We start from the raw sequence: 17160 nt of genomic DNA, 5'->3' as shown, positions 1-17160 counted from the left end.
CCCGATTGCCGCACTCTCAGCGCTGTGGCGCTCCCCTGTCGGAATATGAAGATGTACGTACGGGTGTACGCGCTCAGATTACCGCTCGGTGGCCGCCAGCTGACCGCAGGCCCCGTCGATCTCCTGACCACGGGTGTCCCGAACCGTCACCGGCACACCATGCGCGGCGATGGCCTCGACGAACGCCTTCTCGTCCTCGGGGCGGGAGGCCGTCCACTTCGAGGCCGGGGTCGGGTTCAGCGGAATCAGGTTCACATGCACAGGCTTGCCCTTGAGCAGCCGCCCGAGCCGGTCACCACGCCAGGCCTGGTCGTTGATGTCCCGGATGAGGGCGTACTCGATCGACAGCCGCCGGCCGCTCTTCTCGACGTACTCGAACCCGGCGTCCAGCACCTCACGCACCTTCCACCGCGTGTTCACGGGGACGAGGGTGTCGCGCAGCTCGTCGTCGGGCGCGTGCAGCGAGATCGCCAGCCGGCACTTGAAGCCCTCTTCGGCGAACCGGTGGATCGCCGGGACGAGACCGACGGTCGAGACGGTGATCCCGCGCTGGGACAGCCCCAGCCCGTCGGGCTCGGGGTCGGTGAGCCGCCGGATGGCGCCCACGACCCGGTTGTAGTTGGCGAGCGGCTCGCCCATCCCCATGAAGACGATGTTGGAAAGCCGAGCCGGCCCACCGGGCACGGCCCCGTCCCGGAGCGCCCGCATTCCGTCCACGATCTGATGCACGATCTCGGCGGTGGACAGATTCCGGTCCAGCCCCGCCTGCCCGGTCGCACAGAACGGGCAGTTCATCCCACACCCGGCCTGCGAACTGATGCACATCGTCACCCGGTCCGGGTACCGCATCAGCACCGACTCGACGAGCGTCCCGTCGAACAGCCGCCACAGCGTCTTGCGCGTGGTGCCCTGGTCCGTCGACAGATGCCGTACGACGGTCATGAGCTCCGGGAACAACTCCTCCCGCAGCTTGGCCCGCGACCCGGCCGGGATGTCGGTCCACTGCTCCGGGTCGTGCGTGTACCGCGCGAAGTAGTGCTGCGACAGCTGCTTGGCACGAAAGGGCTTCTCCCCTACGGCGGCAACGACGTCCTTGCGCTCCCCTGGCGTGAGATCGGCAAGGTGCCGCGGGGGCTTCTTGGCTCCGCGGGGGGCGACGAATGTGAGTTCTCCGGGCTTAGGCATGGCTGTACCAGTGTCGCAGATCCACTGGTGTGGCCCGCTCCACCATGGATCGGGGCGCAGCAGGTGCGGGACTAGTCGCCCCCGCGCTCCAGCCGGTCCTTCAGGAGTTGCTCGTCGCGCGGCAGTTCCTTGCGGACCTGTGGGCGGACCACGAGGGGGACCAGGACCTTGCCCAGACCGTGCCCCTCGAAGTCGATGTCGATCGTCACGCGGGAGCGGCGCCCGTCGTCGAGCGGTTCGATCTCGCCGTGGCTACGGGCCCGGACGGGGCCGTCGATGCCGTGCAGATCCCAGCTGTGCGGAGGGTCGAGCTCGTCGAACCGCACGGTCATCGGAATCTGGCGGTTCCCGACGCGCCGGGTGACCCGCACTCGGGAGCCGGCGTGGATCGGCCCCTCGTCGAGCGACTCCGCCGAGACCGCGCTCAGCTGCCATTCCGGCAGATGAGATGGGTCGGTGAGATAGGCGTAGACCTCGGCGGGCGGGCGGTCGACGTCGATGATTTCTCGGATGGCGGCCATGATGACCCCCTTTGAGTGCCTTGAGGGCGTACACGGAAATCGTCCCACAACCCAAGGAGCCTCCGCTCTGTAAGAACGGAGGCTCCCGAGATCTGGCAGATCCGTCAGCCCGACCCCACGAACAGCACCAGCAGCAGCCACACCACCGGGGCCGTGGGCAGCAGGGAGTCCAGCCGGTCCATGATCCCGCCGTGACCCGGCAGCAGCGTGCCCATGTCCTTGATGCCCAGGTCCCGCTTGATCATCGACTCGCCGAGGTCACCCAGCGTCGCACTGGCCGCGACGGCGAGGCCCAGCAGCAGTCCCTGCCACCAGGTGCCGTCGTCGATCAGGAACTGCATGCACAGCGCGCCCGCCACCATCGCGAAGCTCACCGCGCCGAGCAGGCCCTCACGGGTCTTGCCGGGGCTGATGCGCGGGGCGAGTTTGGTCCTGCCGAAGCGCCAGCCGATCGCATACGCGCCGGTGTCGCTGACGACCGTCAGAAGCAGGAAGGTCAGGACGCGCCAGGGGCCGTCGTCGGCGGTGAGCATCATCGCGACGAACGTCGCCAGGAACGGCACGTAGAACGCCGCGAAGACGCCCGCGGTGACGTCCCTGAGGTAACCCTCCGGCGGCTCGGTCATCCGCCAGACCAGTACGGCCAGCGCGGTCAGCGCCATCGCCACCCAGGCGCCCTCGGCACCCCGGACGTATCCGGCGACCACCATGGCCGCACCGCCGAGCGCCAGCGGAACGAGCGGCGCCTTGATGCCCTTGCGCTCCTCGAGCCGCTTGGTCAGCTCCCACAGACCCACGACGACGGCGACCGCGACCACGCCGACGAACACGGCCTTGACGACGAACAGCGACGCGACGATCACCACGCCCAGCCCGACGCCGACCCCTATGGCCGCACTCAAGTCGCGCCCCGCGCTCTTCTTCTGCGGCTGGGGCGCCGGCTGTGGTGCGTCGGGCATGGGCTCCGGATTCTGCGGCGCCGCCTCGAAGGGCCGCGCCTGCGGCGTGTCGTGAGACCGCGTCTGCGGTGGCCGGCCGTGGAACAAGGGGCCGCCCGTGCGAGCGACCCCCCGGTCGTCATCCTGGTCTCCGCCATACGCGGGCACGTCGGGCACGATGGGCATGGGGCGAGTCTGCTGCGCCTCAGGCGCATCGTACGCGGGACCCGCCGGGGCAGCCCCCTGGACAGGTCCACGCGCGGTGGCCCCCCAGTGCCCGGCATGCCCGGCCCCGGTCGGCGCTCCCCAGGAAGAGTCGTTCATCAGACCTCGAGCAGCTCTGCTTCCTTGTGCTTGAGGAGCTCGTCCACCTGAGCGACGTACTTGTGCGTGGTGTCGTCGAGCTCCTTCTCCGCACGGCGGCCCTCGTCCTCGCCGATCTCGCCGTCCTTGATCAGCTTGTCGATGGCGTCCTTGGCCTTGCGGCGGACGGAGCGGATGGACACGCGCGCGTCCTCGGCCTTGCCCTTGGCGACCTTGATGTAGTCGCGGCGGCGCTCCTCGGTGAGTTCGGGGAACACCACTCGGATGATGTTGCCGTCGTTGCTCGGGTTGACGCCCAGGTCGGAGTCCCGGATCGCCTGCTCGATGTTGCGCAGCGCGCTCTTGTCGAACGGGGTCACGACCGCCATGCGCGGCTCCGGAACGGAGAACGAAGCCAGCTGGTTGATCGGCGTCGGCGCGCCGTAGTAGTCGGCCACGATCTTGTTGAACATCGCCGGGTGCGCACGGCCGGTGCGGATCGCGGCGAAGTCCTCCTTGGCGACCACGACGGCCTTCTCCATCTTCTCCTCGGCCTCGAGGAGGGTCTCTTCGATCACCACTTGCTCCTGCGTGTCTTGAGTAAGGCCCGGCTGCGGTTCCTCGGTGGGGGCGGCGGCCGGCTGCGTCGCGTCTTCTTCCTGCACGGTTCCCGACGGGCAGGACATTGTCCATCCCCCGGTCAGGGTCCGTCCCGTCCGTCCCCCGGACGGGTTTGTCGGAGCGTCAGCCCCGACCGCCCTGCTCACCCACAAGCGTGCCGATCTTCTCACCCTTGACGGCGCGGGCGATATTGCCCTCCGCCAGAAGCTCGAAGACGAGGATCGGGAGCTTGTTGTCGCGGCACAGGGTGATCGCCGTGGCGTCGGCGACCTTGAGGTCGCGCGTGATGACCTCGCCGTAGCCCAGGGAGTCGAACTTGACGGCGTCCGGGTTGGTCTTCGGGTCGGAGTCGTAGACCCCGTCCACGCCGTTCTTGCCCATCAGCAGCGCCTCGGCGTCGATCTCCAGGGCGCGCTGCGCGGCGGTGGTGTCGGTGGAGAAGTACGGCATCCCCATACCGGCGCCGAAGATGACCACGCGGCCCTTCTCCAGGTGCCGGATGGCGCGCAGCGGGATGTACGGCTCGGCGACCTGCCCCATGGTGATGGCGGTCTGCACCCGGGACTGGATGCCCTCCTTCTCCAGGAAGTCCTGGAGGGCGAGGCAGTTCATGACCGTGCCGAGCATGCCCATGTAGTCCGAGCGGGCCCGGTCCATGCCGCGCTGCTGGAGTTCGGCGCCGCGGAAGAAGTTGCCGCCGCCGATGACGACCGCGACCTGGGCGCCGTCGCGCACGACGGCCGCGATCTCGCGGGCGATCTTGTGCACCACGTCCGGGTCGACGCCGAGGCCCCCGCCACCGGAGAAGGCCTCTCCGGACAGCTTCAGCAGAAACCGGCCGCGTACTTTGCCGTCGTCGCTCTTCTGGGCCTTGGTGGTCATCGAGATCCCGCCTTTGTTACGTGGTGCACATACGAAGAAGGCCATTGCCGGGCGGGGCGTGTTTCGCATCCCATGCGCGGCAATGGCCTCCTCGTCAGATCTGCTGTCGTCCGTCACGCGCGCGTGCGCGGTGCCGGAGTCCGCCAACGACTGCCTTCGACCCTATAGGGACCGGGCGCCGATCGCGGCACGGACTCAGATGCCGACCTTGATGCGCGAGAAGCGCTTCAGGGTGACACCGGCCTCGTCCAGGATCTTCTGGACGGACTTCTTGTTGTCGAGCGCGTAGGGCTGACCGAGCAGCGTGGCGTCCTTGAAGAAGCCGTTGAGGCGACCCTCGACGATCTTCGGCAGGGCGGCCTCGGGCTTGCCCTCGGCGCGGGTGGTCTCCTCGGCGACGCGGCGCTCGGACTCGACGACCTCGGCCGGCACGTCCTCCTTGGAGAGGTACTTCGGCGCGAAGGCGGCGATGTGCTGAGCGACGCCCTTGGCGACCTCGGCGTTCGGCTTGTCCAGCTCGACGAGGACACCGATCTGCGGGGGCAGGTCGGGCATCGTGCGGTGCATGTACGCGGTCACGAAGCCGTCGCTGAACTGCGCGAAGCGGTCCAGGACGATCTTCTCGCCGAGGTTGGCGTTGGCCTCGTCCACGAACGCCTGGACGGTCTTGCCGGCCTCGATCTCGGAGGCGAGCAGGGCCTCGATGTCGGCCGGGGAGGTCTTGGCGACGTGCTCGGCGATGGCGTTGGCCACGGCCTGGAACTTCTCGCCCTTGGCGACGAAGTCCGTCTCGCACTTCAGCTCGACGAGGACACCGGAGGAGTTGTCGTCAGCGATGATCGAGACCACGGCGCCGTTCTCGGCGGAGCGGCCCTCGCGCTTGGCGACGCCCTTCTGGCCCTTGATGCGGAGCGCCTCGACGGCCTTCTCGACGTTGCCCTCGGCCTCGTCCAGCGCCTTCTTGCAGTCCATCATGCCGGCGCCGGTGAGCTCGCGGAGCTTCTTGACGTCAGCGGCGGTGTAGTTCGCCATGAGTCTGTGAATCTTTCTCGAAGTCTGGAAGATCGAAGATCTACGGGGTCTACGGCCCCTGGAGTAGCCGGGGCCGCCGACCTTCCGTCGACCTACGGGTGAACGGCGGGAGCGGACTTGATGTCACCGCTCCCGCCGTCAACGCTGACGGTGTCAGGCCTGCTCGCCCTCGGCGGCCTTCTCGTCCTCGGCAGCCTTCTCGCCCTCGGCGGGGGCAGCCTCAGCGACCGGAGCCTCGGCAGCCGGAGCCTCAGCGACCGGAGCCTCGGCAGCGGGAGCCTCGGCGGCCGGGGTCTCCTCGGCCTTCTTCTCGCCCTCGAGCAGGTCGCGCTCCCACTCGGCGAGCGGCTCGCCCGCGGCCTTCTCGCCCTTGCCCTCCGTCGCCACGCCGGAACGGGCGATGAGGCCCTCGGCGACGGCGTCGGCGATCACACGGGTGAGCAGGGTGACGGAGCGGATCGCGTCGTCGTTGCCCGGGATCTTGTAGTCGACCTCGTCGGGGTCACAGTTGGTGTCGAGGATGGCGACAACCGGAATGTTGAGCTTCCGGGCCTCGCCGACCGCGATGTGCTCCTTCTTGGTGTCCACGATCCAGACGGCGCTGGGCACCTTCTGCATCTCGCGGATACCACCGAGGGTCTTCTCCAGCTTGGCCTTCTCGCGCGAGAGCACGAGAAGCTCCTTCTTGGTCAGACCGGAGGCTGCGACGTCCTCGAAGTCGATCTGCTCAAGCTCCTTGAGGCGCTGCAGACGCTTGTAGACGGTCGAGAAGTTGGTGAGCATGCCGCCCAGCCAGCGCTGGTTGACGTAGGGCATGCCGACGCGGGTGGCCTGCTCGGCGATGGCCTCCTGCGCCTGCTTCTTCGTACCGACGAACATGACCGTGCCGCCGTGGGCGACGGTCTCCTTGACGAACTCGTAGGCGCGGTCGATGTACGACAGCGACTGGAGCAGGTCGATGATGTAGATGCCGTTGCGCTCCGTGAAGATGAACCGCTTCATCTTCGGGTTCCAACGACGGGTCTGGTGACCGAAGTGGACGCCGCTCTCCAGCAGCTCCCGCATCGTGACGACGGCCATGGCCGTATCTCCTTGAATGTTCTCGGTTGTGCCGCGGATGCCGGACGGCTCCCGCGCCTGACGCCCACATGCGCCGTGCCACGAAGGACCGAGAGGCGCTGATACGGACCGTCTCCGGTTGTCGTATCGGGGCGTGCGAAGTCGACCCGGTGACCCGGATCGCCAGAAGAAGTGTACGGGACCCGGGAGGCACCGGGTGACGCCGCTGTCCACAACCCAGGAGTTATCCACAGATACCGGCCGTGATCCGCAGCGGTACGGGACTGTTCTCGCATGCGAGCGAAGCGATGTGCGGTGACGACGACGGCGATGACGGCAGGCACGGCGAAACCGGCGGGCAGGGTGAAACCAGCCAGGACCGCGACGGCAGCAAGGGCATGCCGCCGACTGGTGTTACTGCTGCTCCTGACGACGACCGCCCTGCTGGCCCCGGCTCCACGGCTGACCCCGACCGCCACGAGCACGCCTGCCGCGCCGGCGCCGGCGCCGACCCCCACCGTGCCGACGGTCGGCCGTGCATGGCCCGTGGGGATACACCCACCGGTCCTGCGCGGCTGGGAACCCCCGGCGACGACGTACGGCCGGGGCCACCGCGGTGTCGACCTGGCGGCGCCCTCCGGGGCACCGGTACGGGCGGTGGCGGCCGGGAGGGTGTCGTTCGCGGGCCGGGTGGCGGGCAAAGGGGTTGTGTCGGTCGAGCTGACGGGGACGGGGGATCCGCCGCTGCGGACGACGTATGAGCCGGTGCGGGCGGTGGTGGAGAAGGGCGACGAGGTGGAGGCGGGGGAGGTGGTGGGGACGGTGGAGGCGACCGGGTCCCACTGCACGGGGACGTGCGTGCACTGGGGCCTGCGGAGCGGCGAGACATACCTGGACCCGCTGTCCCTGCTGCCCCCGTGGCTGGTGAACAGGGGGCCGTCGAGACTGCTGCCGGTGCTGGGGGTGCCGTTGCCGTCCTAGCCGACCGAGTTGCAGGCAGCGGGTGCTGGCAAACCGCGGGCTTTCGTGTCGCCGGGGGCGGCACGGGTGGGCGCGGGCGGCACCCCGTCACCGCCGGGCTGCGCGACGCCCCGGCCGCAGCGGCACCGCCGGGCACCTGTCAGCACCGGGTCGCACAGCCCTGACCTCAGCCCCGAACCCCCCTCAGCACCATGGCGACTGCCGCCTCCGTAATCGCCGAAGGCTCCTCCGCCGCTCCCAGCTCGATCCGCCGCACAGCGGCGTCCACGACACCCTGCAACAGCATCGCCGCCAGCCGGGGCTCGGCGTGTCCCATCTCCCCCAGCGCCTCGACGATCATCGCGACCAGCCCACCGTGCGCCGCCCGGATCTTCTCCCGAGCCCCGGCGTCCAGCTCACTCGCGGAGATCGCCACCACGGCCCGATGCCGCCGGTCCCCCACCAGCGCGAGCTGCCGGCGCACATACGCCTCGACCTTGCCCTCGGCCGTCGCCTCCTGCTCCATCGCCGCGGAGACCTCCGCGGCCCAGACCGGGAAGTCGACCTCGCACAGCTCTTCGACCACGGCGGCCCGTGAGCGGAAGTACTCGTAGACGGACGAACGCGCGAGCCCCGTCCGCTCGGCGAGAGCCGGGAAGCTCAGCGCCTCCGTCCCGCCCTCGGACAACAGGGATCGCGCCGCGTCCAGCAGGGCGGCTCGCTGCATCGACCGGTGCTCGGCCACGGAGGCCGCTCGAATCCTTGGCACGTCAACCACTTTACGGACGCGCCCCCGCGGACGGGAGTCTCTCCACGGAACCCCACCCGGTCCGCCCAGGTCAGGTGAGGTCAGGTCAGGTCAGCGACCGAACGCGGCCAGCTTCGCCCTCAGCTGGAGTACCGACTTGGTGTGGATCTGGCTCACCCGGCTCTCGGTCACCCCGAGCACGTTCCCGATCTCGGCGAGCGTGAGTCCCTCGTAGTAGTACAGGGTCACCACGGTCTTCTCCCGCTCGGGCAGCGTGTTGATCGCCCGTGCCAGGAACCTGCGCAGCTCCCGGTCCTCGGCGACCTCCACGGGATTGTCCGCGGCGGTGTCCTCAAGCGTGTCCATGACGCTCAGACCGTCGCCGCCCTCGCCCCCGACGTGCAGCAACTCCTCCAGCGCCACCACGTTCGCCAGCGACAGCTGGCTGAAGACCGAGTGGAGTTCGTCCACCGCGATCCCCATCTCGACGGCCACCTCGGCCTCCGTCGGCGTGCGTCGCAGCCGGGCCTCCAGGGTCGCGTACGCCCGCTCCACGTTCCGCGCCTTCTGCCGCACCGACCGTGGGATCCAGTCCAACGCCCTGAGTTCGTCGATCATCGCGCCCCGAATGCGCGTGATCGCGTACGTCTCGAACTTGATCTCCCGGTCGATGTCGAACTTCTCGATCGCGTCGATCAGCCCGAACACCCCCGACGACACGAAGTCCGCCTGCTCCACGTTGGGCGGCAGACCGACGCTCACCCGGCCCGCCACGTACTTGACGAGCGGCGAGTAGTGCAGGATCAGCTGCTCGCGCAATCGCTCGTCCCCCGTCGCCTTGTACGACCGCCACAGCTCGTCGAGCGTCGAGGGAGCGGGCGGCCGCACGCTGCCATCGTCACGGGCGGCTGGGGGGATCGCCGCCCGGTCGGACCCGGAGGTGTGCTGGGGCATTCGTTGCCTAGTGCCGTTCTGCCGTGAAGTGCGGGGGTGCTTTGGGGGAGCTGTCGGTCTGATGTCGTTCTGGTGCCGTTCCGGGGACCTTCCGGTGCCGAGGTGCCGGTCTGAGCCGGAATCCTCGTGAGCGTAGCGTGACTGCAGTGTCGCGGTGCGCGAAGGGCGCAGCGCATGCCGTACGCAGATACGTTCCGCTGGACGCCCCGCCGGGGCATAACGATTGCACTGCGTGATCACCCGAACACCCCAACTGGGGGAATTTCCAAGGGCGTCCGTGTTCCCCCGTACGGCCGAACACGCTCGGTCAGCAGCTGCCGCGACCGGCCCGAACGGACATCATCGCCTGGCGTGTCAACTTCCAGCTGTCGCCGTGTCGTTCGACGTAGCCAAGTGAGCGGAGTTCGTACAGTCTCGCGATCGCGTCGTCCTCGGTGGTCTGCGCACCGCGCGCGATCTCGTCCGCTCGCGCCGCGCGTCGGCCGGGCAGGGCGGCCAGGATCCGGCGGGCCGCCGGTTCCAGCAGATCTCGCGGCAGGACGGGTCCGCGGCGCTCGGGGGCCAGCTCTCCCATGTCGCCGATCAGTTCGACGACCTCGGCGGCATCGGTGACGAGGACGGCGTCCCCGCGCAGCAGCTCGTGGACGCCGGCGGAGAGGCCGCTGGTGGCCGCGCCGGGAACCCCCATCGTGTGACGGCCCAACCGCTGGGCCGCCCGGGCGGTGACCAGTGAGCCGCTGCGATGAGCGGCCTCGACGACGACCGTGCCCCGGGTCAGCGCCGCGATCACCCGGTTCCGCACGATGAACCGGCTGGGCGTGGGATGGTCGCCCGGCGGCAGCTCCCCGAGCACGAGCCCCTGTTCCGCGATTCTGTTGATCAACTGGGTGTGCCCGCGCGGATAGGGCCGGTCGACCCCGCAGGCGAGCACCGCGACGGTGGCTCCGCCGGCGCCGAGGGCACCCCGGTGAGCGGCTCCGTCGACCCCGTAGGCGCCGCCGGACACGACCACCCACCCCCGCTCGGCGAGCCCGCCGGCGAGGGTGGCCGCCATATGGGCGCCGTACTCGGTGCAGGCGCGGGCCCCGACGACGGCCACGGACCGCAGGGCCCACATCCGCAGACTGGCCGGCCCCCGCACCCACAACCCGACGGGCCGCGCGTCCCCGAGGTCGTCGAGCTGCCCCGGCCACTCCATGTCCCCCGGACACAGAAACCGCACCCCGGCTTCCCGGGCGACGGCGAGATCCCGACCGGGCTCTGCCCGCGCCCCCCGAGCCCGCAGGCCCTCCCACCGCTTGAAACTCACCCCGGGCAGGGGCTCCGCCCCCTCCAGCAACCGCCGCACCACCTCTCCCACCCCGAACTCCCGCACCCATCGCCCGGCCACCTCGTCGCCGGGTTCGAGCACCCGGCTGAGGAAGACCCGGCCGAGCAGTTCGCCGTCCGGGTCCCCGCTCGCGTTCATGTCAGTGCCCCGAGGGCCATGGGCACGCCGCGCGGCACACCGGTGCGCAGTTGCAGCGCCAGGGCGACGTCCGTCGCGTCGGGCCGGTCGTGGCCGACGAGGTCGGCGACGGTCCAGGCGACCCGCAGGACCCGGTCGAGGCCACGGGCCGTCAGTACACCGCGCTCCAGGTTCCGCTCCGCCTCGTCCATGGCGCCGACCGCGGCGTACCAGCGGCTGCGCAGCTCACGTCCGGGGATCTCGCTGTTGGTCCGCCACGGGGTGCCGGTGAGCCGGGCAGACGCCCGCTCGCGGGCCGCGCGCACCCGCTCGGCGACCGTGGCGCTGGACTCGCCCCTGGCTCCGCGCTCGGTCAGCTGGGCGCGGGTGACTCGGTCCACCTCGACCCGGAGGTCGACCCGGTCGAGCAGCGGTCCGGACAGCCTCGCCTGGTAGCGGCGGATCGCCGAGGGCGGGCATTCGCACATGTCGTCGGTCTGGGAGAAGCGGCCGCAGGGGCAGGGGTTCGCGGCGAGCACCATCTGGAACTTGGCCGGAAAGCGCACGACGCCCGCACTGCGCGCGATCACGACGTGCCCGGCCTCCAGGGGCTGTCGCAGCGCGTCGAGGGCCTGACCGCTGAACTCCGGCGTCTCGTCCAGGAAGAGAACACCCCGGTGGGAGAGGGAGACCGCGCCGGGCCGTGCGATGCCGGGTCCTCCGCCGACGAGTGCCTGCATCGTCGCCGAGTGATGCGGGGCGCAGTAGGGGGCCACGTCGATCAGAGGCTTGCCCGGGGGCAGCAGGCCCGCCACCGAGTGCACCGCCGTGACCTCCAGCGACTCCTCCCTCCTGAGCCGCGGCAGGATGGCCGGCAGCCGCTCCGCGAGCATCGTCTTGCCGGCGCCGGGCGGCCCCTCCAGGAACAGGTGATGCCCACCCGCCGCCGCGACCTCCACGGCCGTACGCGCCGAGAGCTGGCCCACCACATCGGCCATGTCGTGCCCGTGGTCGAGCTGGGCGGCGCCCATGCTGTGCATGCCCGTGGCCGCGCCCGTCCCCGGCACACGCAGGCCCGCGAGCAGCGGATCCGGGCGGCCCAGCTCAACGGGCTCCTCGTCGGGTACGGGTTCGTCGGCGAGGATGGCGATCAGCTGGCGCAGGCTGCGCACTCCCAGGACGGACACTCCCGGCACGAGCGACGCCTCGGCCGCGGCGCACTCCGGGACGACCACCTGCTCGTAGCCGGCGTCCGCCGCGGCCAGCACGGCGGGAAGGATGCCCCGGACGGGGCGTACGCGTCCGTCCAGTCCCAGTTCGCCGATCATCACGATGTCAGCCAGGACCCGCGGATCGATCCGCTCCGCGGCACCGAGGACGGCGCACGCGACGGCAAGGTCGAAGCCGCTGCCCGCCTTGGGCACCGACGCCGGGCTGAGCCCGACGGTGAGCTTCTTCTGCGGCCACTCACCGCCCGAGTTCACCACGGCCGCCCGCACCCGGTCCCGGCTCTCCGTCAAGCTCTTGTCCGGCAACCCCACCAACGTGAACGCCGCCACGCCAGGCTCCAGATCCGCCTGGACCTCGACCACCACACCCTCGACGCCGACCAGCGCCACCGAGCACGTACGAGCGAACCCCATTCAGGCCACCCCCCGCGCGTGCTCCACGACGGGGGCGCCCCGCTCCGGCAGGACGACGCCGATCAGGTCGATGCGGACGCCTCCCGGTGGGGCGCCTCCGTGGGTGTGGAGCCAGCTCTCCGCGAGGCCCCGCAGGCGCTGCGCCTTCTCGGGGGTCACAGCGGCCATCGGATGCTCGAAGGCACCCTTCCTGCGCGTCTTGACCTCGCACACGACCAGGACGTCACCGTCCCGCGCCACGATGTCGATCTCTCCGGTCCTGCCACAGCGCCAGTTGCGCTCCAGAACCGTCATCCCGGCCTCGACCAGCCGCCGCGCGGCCAGGGTCTCGCCGTACCTGCCGAGTGCACTTCGTGCGTTCATGTCGGCACCACCTCCGGCGCCAACCGTCACGCAAGTGCCTCCACCAAGTGGATCTTGGTGGACAACTCAGCGGTTGTGGATAAGTCCGTCACCCACTCGGCAACTCCAGATCGCTCTTGTTCAGCTCTTCGATGTTCACGTCCTTGAACGTCAACACCCGGACCTGCTTCACAAAGCGAGCCGGCCGGTACATGTCCCACACCCAGGCGTCAGCCATGGACACCTCAAAGAAAACCTCACCCTGGACCGAGTGCACCTGCATCTCGTAGTCGTTGGTCAGGTAGAAGCGCCGCTCGGTCTCGATCACATACTTGAACAGACCGACGACATCGCGGTACTCCCGATAGAGCTTGAGCTCCATCTCGGTCTCGTACTTCTCGAGGTCCTCGGCGCTCATGGCATCCCCTTCAGCCGTGCGATCCCACCATTGTGCGCCAGTCCCGTCAGCACCTAGACAATTTCGGGGTCAAGGGTCACGGGCCCGGCGGGGGGACCTTCGTCGAGCAGTGCGCGCAGCAGCTCGGCGAGTCTGGTCGGATACACCGTCTCATGTGCTCGGGCAAGTTCCTGACACGTCCACCAGCGCGCACCGGCGACGCTGCGTCGCTCCAGCTCGGTGAGGCCCATGGCGCGGGTCGCCGTCTGCGTCGTACGGGCCAAGTAGTACCACTCGTCCTGGTCCCAGCGGCGTCCCGCGAACGGGAAGGAGCACATCCGCCGCCACAGCACGGGGCCGAGTTCGACCTCCGTGATGCCGGTCTCCTCGGCGAGTTCCCGCAACGCGGCCTCTTCGCGCGTCTCGTCGCCCTCGAGTCCCCCGCCGGGCGTGAACCACCAGTCGTCGGCCGGATCCTCCGGCTCATGGCCGTACAGGAGCAGGATGCGGTCGTCGGGGTCGAGCAGCACGACCCGGGCGACCTTGCGCAGCCCACGTGTGTGGTCCTCGGCCGCCTCAGCGGGCACCCACGGGCTCCCTCCGCGTGCCGGCGCGGCTTCCGAGCCGATTCGCGATCGGGCCGTACGCCCCGCCGGCCAGAACCAGCACGGCGCCCACGACGATCATCGCGCCGACCGTGCCCAGCGGCCCCGGCGGCGACAGCGCGCCGAGCTTCTCGAAGCCCATGGGGCGCTCCAGCATGCCGTCCATGGGCCATACGACGGCGTCCACGCGGGCCGACACGGCGCTGCGCGCCACCGTGCCGCTCGCGGCGTCCGTGAGGTGGGCCGTGGAGTCCAGGGAGCCGCTGCGCTCGTCACCGAGCAGGAAGAGCCTGTCCTTCGGGACCGTCACGGTGGGGAAGTTCTGGAACTCGGCCGGGCTGTCCTCGGCCAGATACGGCTCGTCGATCTGCTTGCCGTTGACGGTCAGCCTGCCGTCGGTGCAGCAGGCCACCGTGTCACCGCCGACGGCGACCACGCGCTTGACGACGGGCGCGTTGGTCACCCAGGTCTTGTCGGTGAAGACGACGACGTCACCACGGCGAATCTCCTCACCGTCGACGCGCTGGGCCAGCACCCGGTCACCGGCGCCGATCGTCGGCGCCATCGAACCGGTGGGCACGGTGTACGGCCGGTAGACCACCGCTCCCCAGGCGAAACCGCCCAGGAACAGCACCAGGCCCAGCGCCACGGCCAGTCCGGACAACCGCTGTCCGAGCCGGCTGCCCGCCGGGCCCCTGCTCGCGCCACCGTCACGCGGCGCCGTACGTGTCGTGCTCTCGCCACCCATGGGTCCGCACCCTACCCGGCGGTACCGACACCGGGCAGCCCCTCCTCGGGGCCCGAGGTCAGGGGCTCGGCAAAGCTTTGCCCAGCCATCACGCGCCGGGCAGACACCTCAGACGGTCAGCGCGTCTGCGCCGCCCTGGTCCGCTGCCGGCGCCACAGCACCAGCGGCACCGCACCCGCCAGGGCGAGCCCCTGCGGCGCGATGGTCAGCGCGGCGGACCGGGCGCTCAGATTCTGCTCGAAGGTCTCCGGCACCGGCAGGTTGTCCCAGCGGTTGACCGGCCAGGCGATCACGATGGCGCGGCCGACGACCTCGTCGACGGGCACCATGCCGTGGTTCTTGTCGGCCTGGTTGTAGCGCGAGTCCCGGGAGTTCTGCCGGTGGTCGCCCATGACCCAGATGAAGCCCTCGGGGACCTTGACCTTGAACTGGCCGCCCTGGTCGTCCATGCTGCACGGCGTGTTGCCGGGGTAGACGTACGGCTCGTTCAGCGCCTTGCCGTTGACCAGCAGCGGGCCGGTCTTCTTGCACTCGATCGTGTCACCGCCGACGCCGATGACGCGCTTGATCAGGTCCTTCTCCTCCGCGGACGGCATCAGGCCGATCCAGCTGAGGAAGGTCTGCAGGGCGTTGGGGTCCGGGGTCGGCTCGCCCGCCAGCCAGTTGTCGGGGTCGTGGAAGACGACGACCTCGCCGCGCTCGGGCTCGGAACCGAACCAAGGGGTCAGCTTGTCGACCAGGACGCGGTCACCCTGCTGGAGGGTGTTCTGCATCGAGTCGGAGGGGATCGAGAACGCCTGCACCAGGAACGTCTTGATCAGCAGCGCCAGTACGAGCGCGATGCCGATCAGGATGGGCAGCTCCTTCCAGAAGGAGCGTTGTTTCTTCGGCTTGGGGGCTGCCCCGGACCCCTGGCCGTCGATCGGCGGCTGTCCGCTCGATCCTGAGCCGCCATCGGCCTCTCCGGGCTCATTCCCGGAGGTCACGGCGCCGTCCGCGGCCGGGTCGGCTGCTTCCACGGGGTGTCCGCGGTGCTCCTCGCCGTCGTGCCCGGACCGTGCGCCAACCGCCACATCCCCCACGCCAACTCCTTACTCTGTGCCGCTGCCTGCCCCATGCGCGGCGCAGGCCCACCACTCCCATAACGAGCGGGAGTTCCGCAGGGCTCGGGAGCTGGATCGTTCGGTTCGAATCGTCCGAGGCAACCCTATGCGACAGCTGGGGAGCAGCGGTCGACCCTGTCCCCCAGTCGGACACGGAAGCGTAGGTATTCGGCTCCTCAAGGGTGGTCCAGTGGCCGAGGGGCCAGGCGATCCACATCGCCCGTCCGACCACCTCGTCCTCGGAGACCGTGCCGCCGTAGTCCTGGTCCTGGTGGACGCGGGAGTCCGCGGAGTTGGCCCGGTGGTCTCCCATCACCCACAGCCGGCCCTGCGGGACGGTGATGTCGAACCGTGCCCCGGAGGGGGCGTTGCCGGGGTACAGATAGTCCTCGTTCAGGGGAACCCCGTTGACGGTGACCCGCCCTTGTGCGTCACAGCACTTGACGCGGTCGCCGCCGACGCCGACGACCCGCTTGATGAGGTCCTTCTCGTCGTCGGACGGCAGCAGGCCGATGAAGGTGAGCGCCTCCTTGACCTGCTTGACGACGACGGGGTCCTCCTTCTTCACCGTCGTCTGCTCGTCCTTGAGCCAGCCGCCGGGGTCCTTGAAGACGACCACGTCACCGCGCTGCGGCGTGGAACCGAACCAGGGGGTGAGCTTGTCGACCAGGACGCGGTCGCCGATCTGGATCGTCTGCTCCATGGAGCCGGACGGGATCACGAAGGCCTGGACGAGGAAGGTCTTCAGGACCAGCGCGATCAGGACCGCGACACCCACGAGGAGGGGTATCTCCTTGATCGCGGAACGCCTGCGGCGCCGCTTGACCTTGCGCTGGAGCTTGCGTCGCTCCGCGCGCGTACGACCGCCCGCGGGGCTGGCGGCACGCCGCGAACCGGTGGGCAGCAGATTTTCGGCGGGACTGCTGGGCACGCCGCGGGGCTTGCCACGGTTACCCATGCGCGCCCTCCGTCGAAGGCACGCGCGCGTAGGCGTCCGGACGGTGCAGACGGGTCCAGTGGGCGGTCGGCCATACGATCCAGTCGGCGCGGCCGACGACATCGCCGACCGGGATCATCCCGCCGCCGGGCGAGCCCAGATGGTCGCGGGAGTCGCTGGAGGCGCCTCGGTGGTCGCCGAGGACGAACAGGGTGCCGTCGGGCACGACGACGTCGAAGCGCACCGCGGACGGGCTGTCGCCGGGGTACAGGAACGTCGACTCGTCGACCGAGCGGCCGTTCACCTGGATCCTCCCCTCCTTGTCACAGCAGACCACATGGTCTCCCCCCACACCCACAACGCGTTTGATGTAGTCGGCATCCCCGAAGTACCCGGTTCCGTCGAACACGACCACATCCCCGCGCCGCGGATCGGCACCGAAACGGTACGCCAACTTATTTACGAGAACGCGGTCCCCGATCCTCAATCCGGACTCCATGGATCCGCTGGGAATCTCGAACGGCCGTACCACGAACATGTTGAGCAGCAGCAGAAACACCAGCAGGACCAGCAGGACCAGGCTGATCCGCCCGCCCGGCAGCCACGCGGCGACCCGTGACACCAACGCGGAGCGCGACCGCCCCTCCTGGCCCTCCGGGTCCGAGATCGCCTCGGAGTCGGAAGGGCAGGAGGAGCGGTCGCGCTCCGTCGGCTGTGCTTCGGTGTCCATCGGGG

General features: G+C 69.8%; 19 protein-coding genes. 1 reads left to right on the top strand and 18 read right to left on the bottom strand.

Annotated features, from left to right (window positions below; all coding sequences use genetic code 11):
* Positions 1–78: 78 nt before the first annotated feature.
* From rlmN to rpsB, 7 genes are all read right to left on the bottom strand, one after another.
* Positions 79–1185, bottom strand: a complete 1107-nt coding sequence (gene rlmN, locus ACZ7NC_RS26585) for a dual-specificity RNA methyltransferase RlmN (protein ID WP_471491839.1) — start codon at positions 1183–1185, stop codon at positions 79–81.
* Positions 1186–1256: 71 nt separating this feature from the next.
* Positions 1257–1706 (bottom strand): SRPBCC family protein, encoded by a 450-nt coding sequence (locus ACZ7NC_RS26580; protein ID WP_471491837.1) that lies wholly within the window; start codon positions 1704–1706, stop codon positions 1257–1259.
* Positions 1707–1810: 104 nt separating this feature from the next.
* Positions 1811–2968, bottom strand: a complete 1158-nt coding sequence (locus tag ACZ7NC_RS26575; RefSeq protein ID WP_471491835.1) for a phosphatidate cytidylyltransferase — start codon at positions 2966–2968, stop codon at positions 1811–1813.
* On the bottom strand, positions 2968–3525 hold the full coding sequence (frr, locus tag ACZ7NC_RS26570; protein WP_147994035.1) for a ribosome recycling factor: 558 nt from the start codon (positions 3523–3525) through the stop codon (positions 2968–2970). The genes ACZ7NC_RS26575 and frr overlap by 1 nt, the downstream gene beginning before the upstream one ends.
* 166 nt (positions 3526–3691) lie before the next feature.
* On the bottom strand, positions 3692–4450 hold the full coding sequence (gene pyrH / locus ACZ7NC_RS26565; protein WP_471491832.1) for a UMP kinase: 759 nt from the start codon (positions 4448–4450) through the stop codon (positions 3692–3694).
* Positions 4451–4645: 195 nt separating this feature from the next.
* The gene (gene tsf, locus ACZ7NC_RS26560; protein WP_471491830.1) at positions 4646–5482 is read right to left on the bottom strand and encodes a translation elongation factor Ts; all 837 of its coding nucleotides are present in this window, start codon (positions 5480–5482) and stop codon (positions 4646–4648) included.
* A gap of 153 nt (positions 5483–5635) precedes the next feature.
* The gene (gene rpsB, locus ACZ7NC_RS26555; protein WP_471491828.1) at positions 5636–6562 is read right to left on the bottom strand and encodes a 30S ribosomal protein S2; all 927 of its coding nucleotides are present in this window, start codon (positions 6560–6562) and stop codon (positions 5636–5638) included.
* Between the two features lie 273 nt (positions 6563–6835).
* Between rpsB and ACZ7NC_RS26550 the strand changes: the two genes are divergently transcribed.
* Complete coding sequence (locus ACZ7NC_RS26550; protein ID WP_471491826.1) at positions 6836–7522, top strand: M23 family metallopeptidase; 687 nt, start codon at positions 6836–6838, stop codon at positions 7520–7522.
* Positions 7523–7688: 166 nt separating this feature from the next.
* On the opposite strand, the gene ACZ7NC_RS26545 is transcribed toward ACZ7NC_RS26550, so the two are convergent.
* The 11 genes from ACZ7NC_RS26545 to lepB (ACZ7NC_RS26495) form a co-directional block, all read right to left on the bottom strand.
* Entirely contained in the window at positions 7689–8246 is a 558-nt protein-coding gene (locus ACZ7NC_RS26545; protein WP_471491923.1) for a TetR/AcrR family transcriptional regulator, read from the bottom strand.
* A gap of 114 nt (positions 8247–8360) precedes the next feature.
* Positions 8361–9203 carry an RNA polymerase sigma factor WhiG gene (gene whiG, locus ACZ7NC_RS26540; protein WP_471491824.1) on the bottom strand — a complete coding sequence of 281 codons (843 nt, stop codon included), beginning with the start codon at positions 9201–9203 and terminating at the stop codon, positions 8361–8363.
* 307 nt (positions 9204–9510) lie between these two features.
* Positions 9511–10671, bottom strand: a complete 1161-nt coding sequence (gene dprA, locus ACZ7NC_RS26535) for a DNA-processing protein DprA (protein ID WP_471491822.1) — start codon at positions 10669–10671, stop codon at positions 9511–9513.
* Entirely contained in the window at positions 10668–12293 is a 1626-nt protein-coding gene (locus ACZ7NC_RS26530) for a YifB family Mg chelatase-like AAA ATPase (protein ID WP_471491820.1), read from the bottom strand. Before ACZ7NC_RS26530 ends, dprA begins: the two co-directional genes overlap by 4 nt.
* Entirely contained in the window at positions 12294–12656 is a 363-nt protein-coding gene (locus tag ACZ7NC_RS26525; RefSeq protein WP_471491819.1) for a YraN family protein, read from the bottom strand. It abuts the gene before it with no gap.
* 88 nt (positions 12657–12744) lie between these two features.
* Entirely contained in the window at positions 12745–13053 is a 309-nt protein-coding gene (locus tag ACZ7NC_RS26520) for a DUF2469 domain-containing protein (RefSeq protein ID WP_003993268.1), read from the bottom strand.
* Between the two features lie 53 nt (positions 13054–13106).
* Entirely contained in the window at positions 13107–13619 is a 513-nt protein-coding gene (locus ACZ7NC_RS26515) for an NUDIX hydrolase (RefSeq protein WP_471491817.1), read from the bottom strand.
* Positions 13609–14385 carry a signal peptidase I gene (gene lepB / locus ACZ7NC_RS26510; RefSeq protein ID WP_471491815.1) on the bottom strand — a complete coding sequence of 259 codons (777 nt, stop codon included), beginning with the start codon at positions 14383–14385 and terminating at the stop codon, positions 13609–13611. Before lepB (ACZ7NC_RS26510) ends, ACZ7NC_RS26515 begins: the two co-directional genes overlap by 11 nt.
* Positions 14386–14501: 116 nt before the next feature.
* Positions 14502–15467 (bottom strand): signal peptidase I, encoded by a 966-nt coding sequence (gene lepB, locus ACZ7NC_RS26505; RefSeq protein ID WP_471491813.1) that lies wholly within the window; start codon positions 15465–15467, stop codon positions 14502–14504.
* Positions 15355–16446 carry a signal peptidase I gene (gene lepB / locus ACZ7NC_RS26500; RefSeq protein WP_471491812.1) on the bottom strand — a complete coding sequence of 364 codons (1092 nt, stop codon included), beginning with the start codon at positions 16444–16446 and terminating at the stop codon, positions 15355–15357. The genes lepB (ACZ7NC_RS26505) and lepB (ACZ7NC_RS26500) overlap by 113 nt, the downstream gene beginning before the upstream one ends.
* Positions 16439–17155: a signal peptidase I gene (gene lepB, locus ACZ7NC_RS26495; protein ID WP_471491811.1), complete on the bottom strand. Its 717-nt coding sequence runs from the start codon at positions 17153–17155 to the stop codon at positions 16439–16441. Before lepB (ACZ7NC_RS26495) ends, lepB (ACZ7NC_RS26500) begins: the two co-directional genes overlap by 8 nt.
* Positions 17156–17160 lie beyond the last annotated feature (5 nt).

The sequence above is a fragment of the Streptomyces sp. NPDC111802 genome, assembly GCF_055634335.1.
This window is presented reverse-complemented; position numbering and strand designations above follow the sequence as displayed.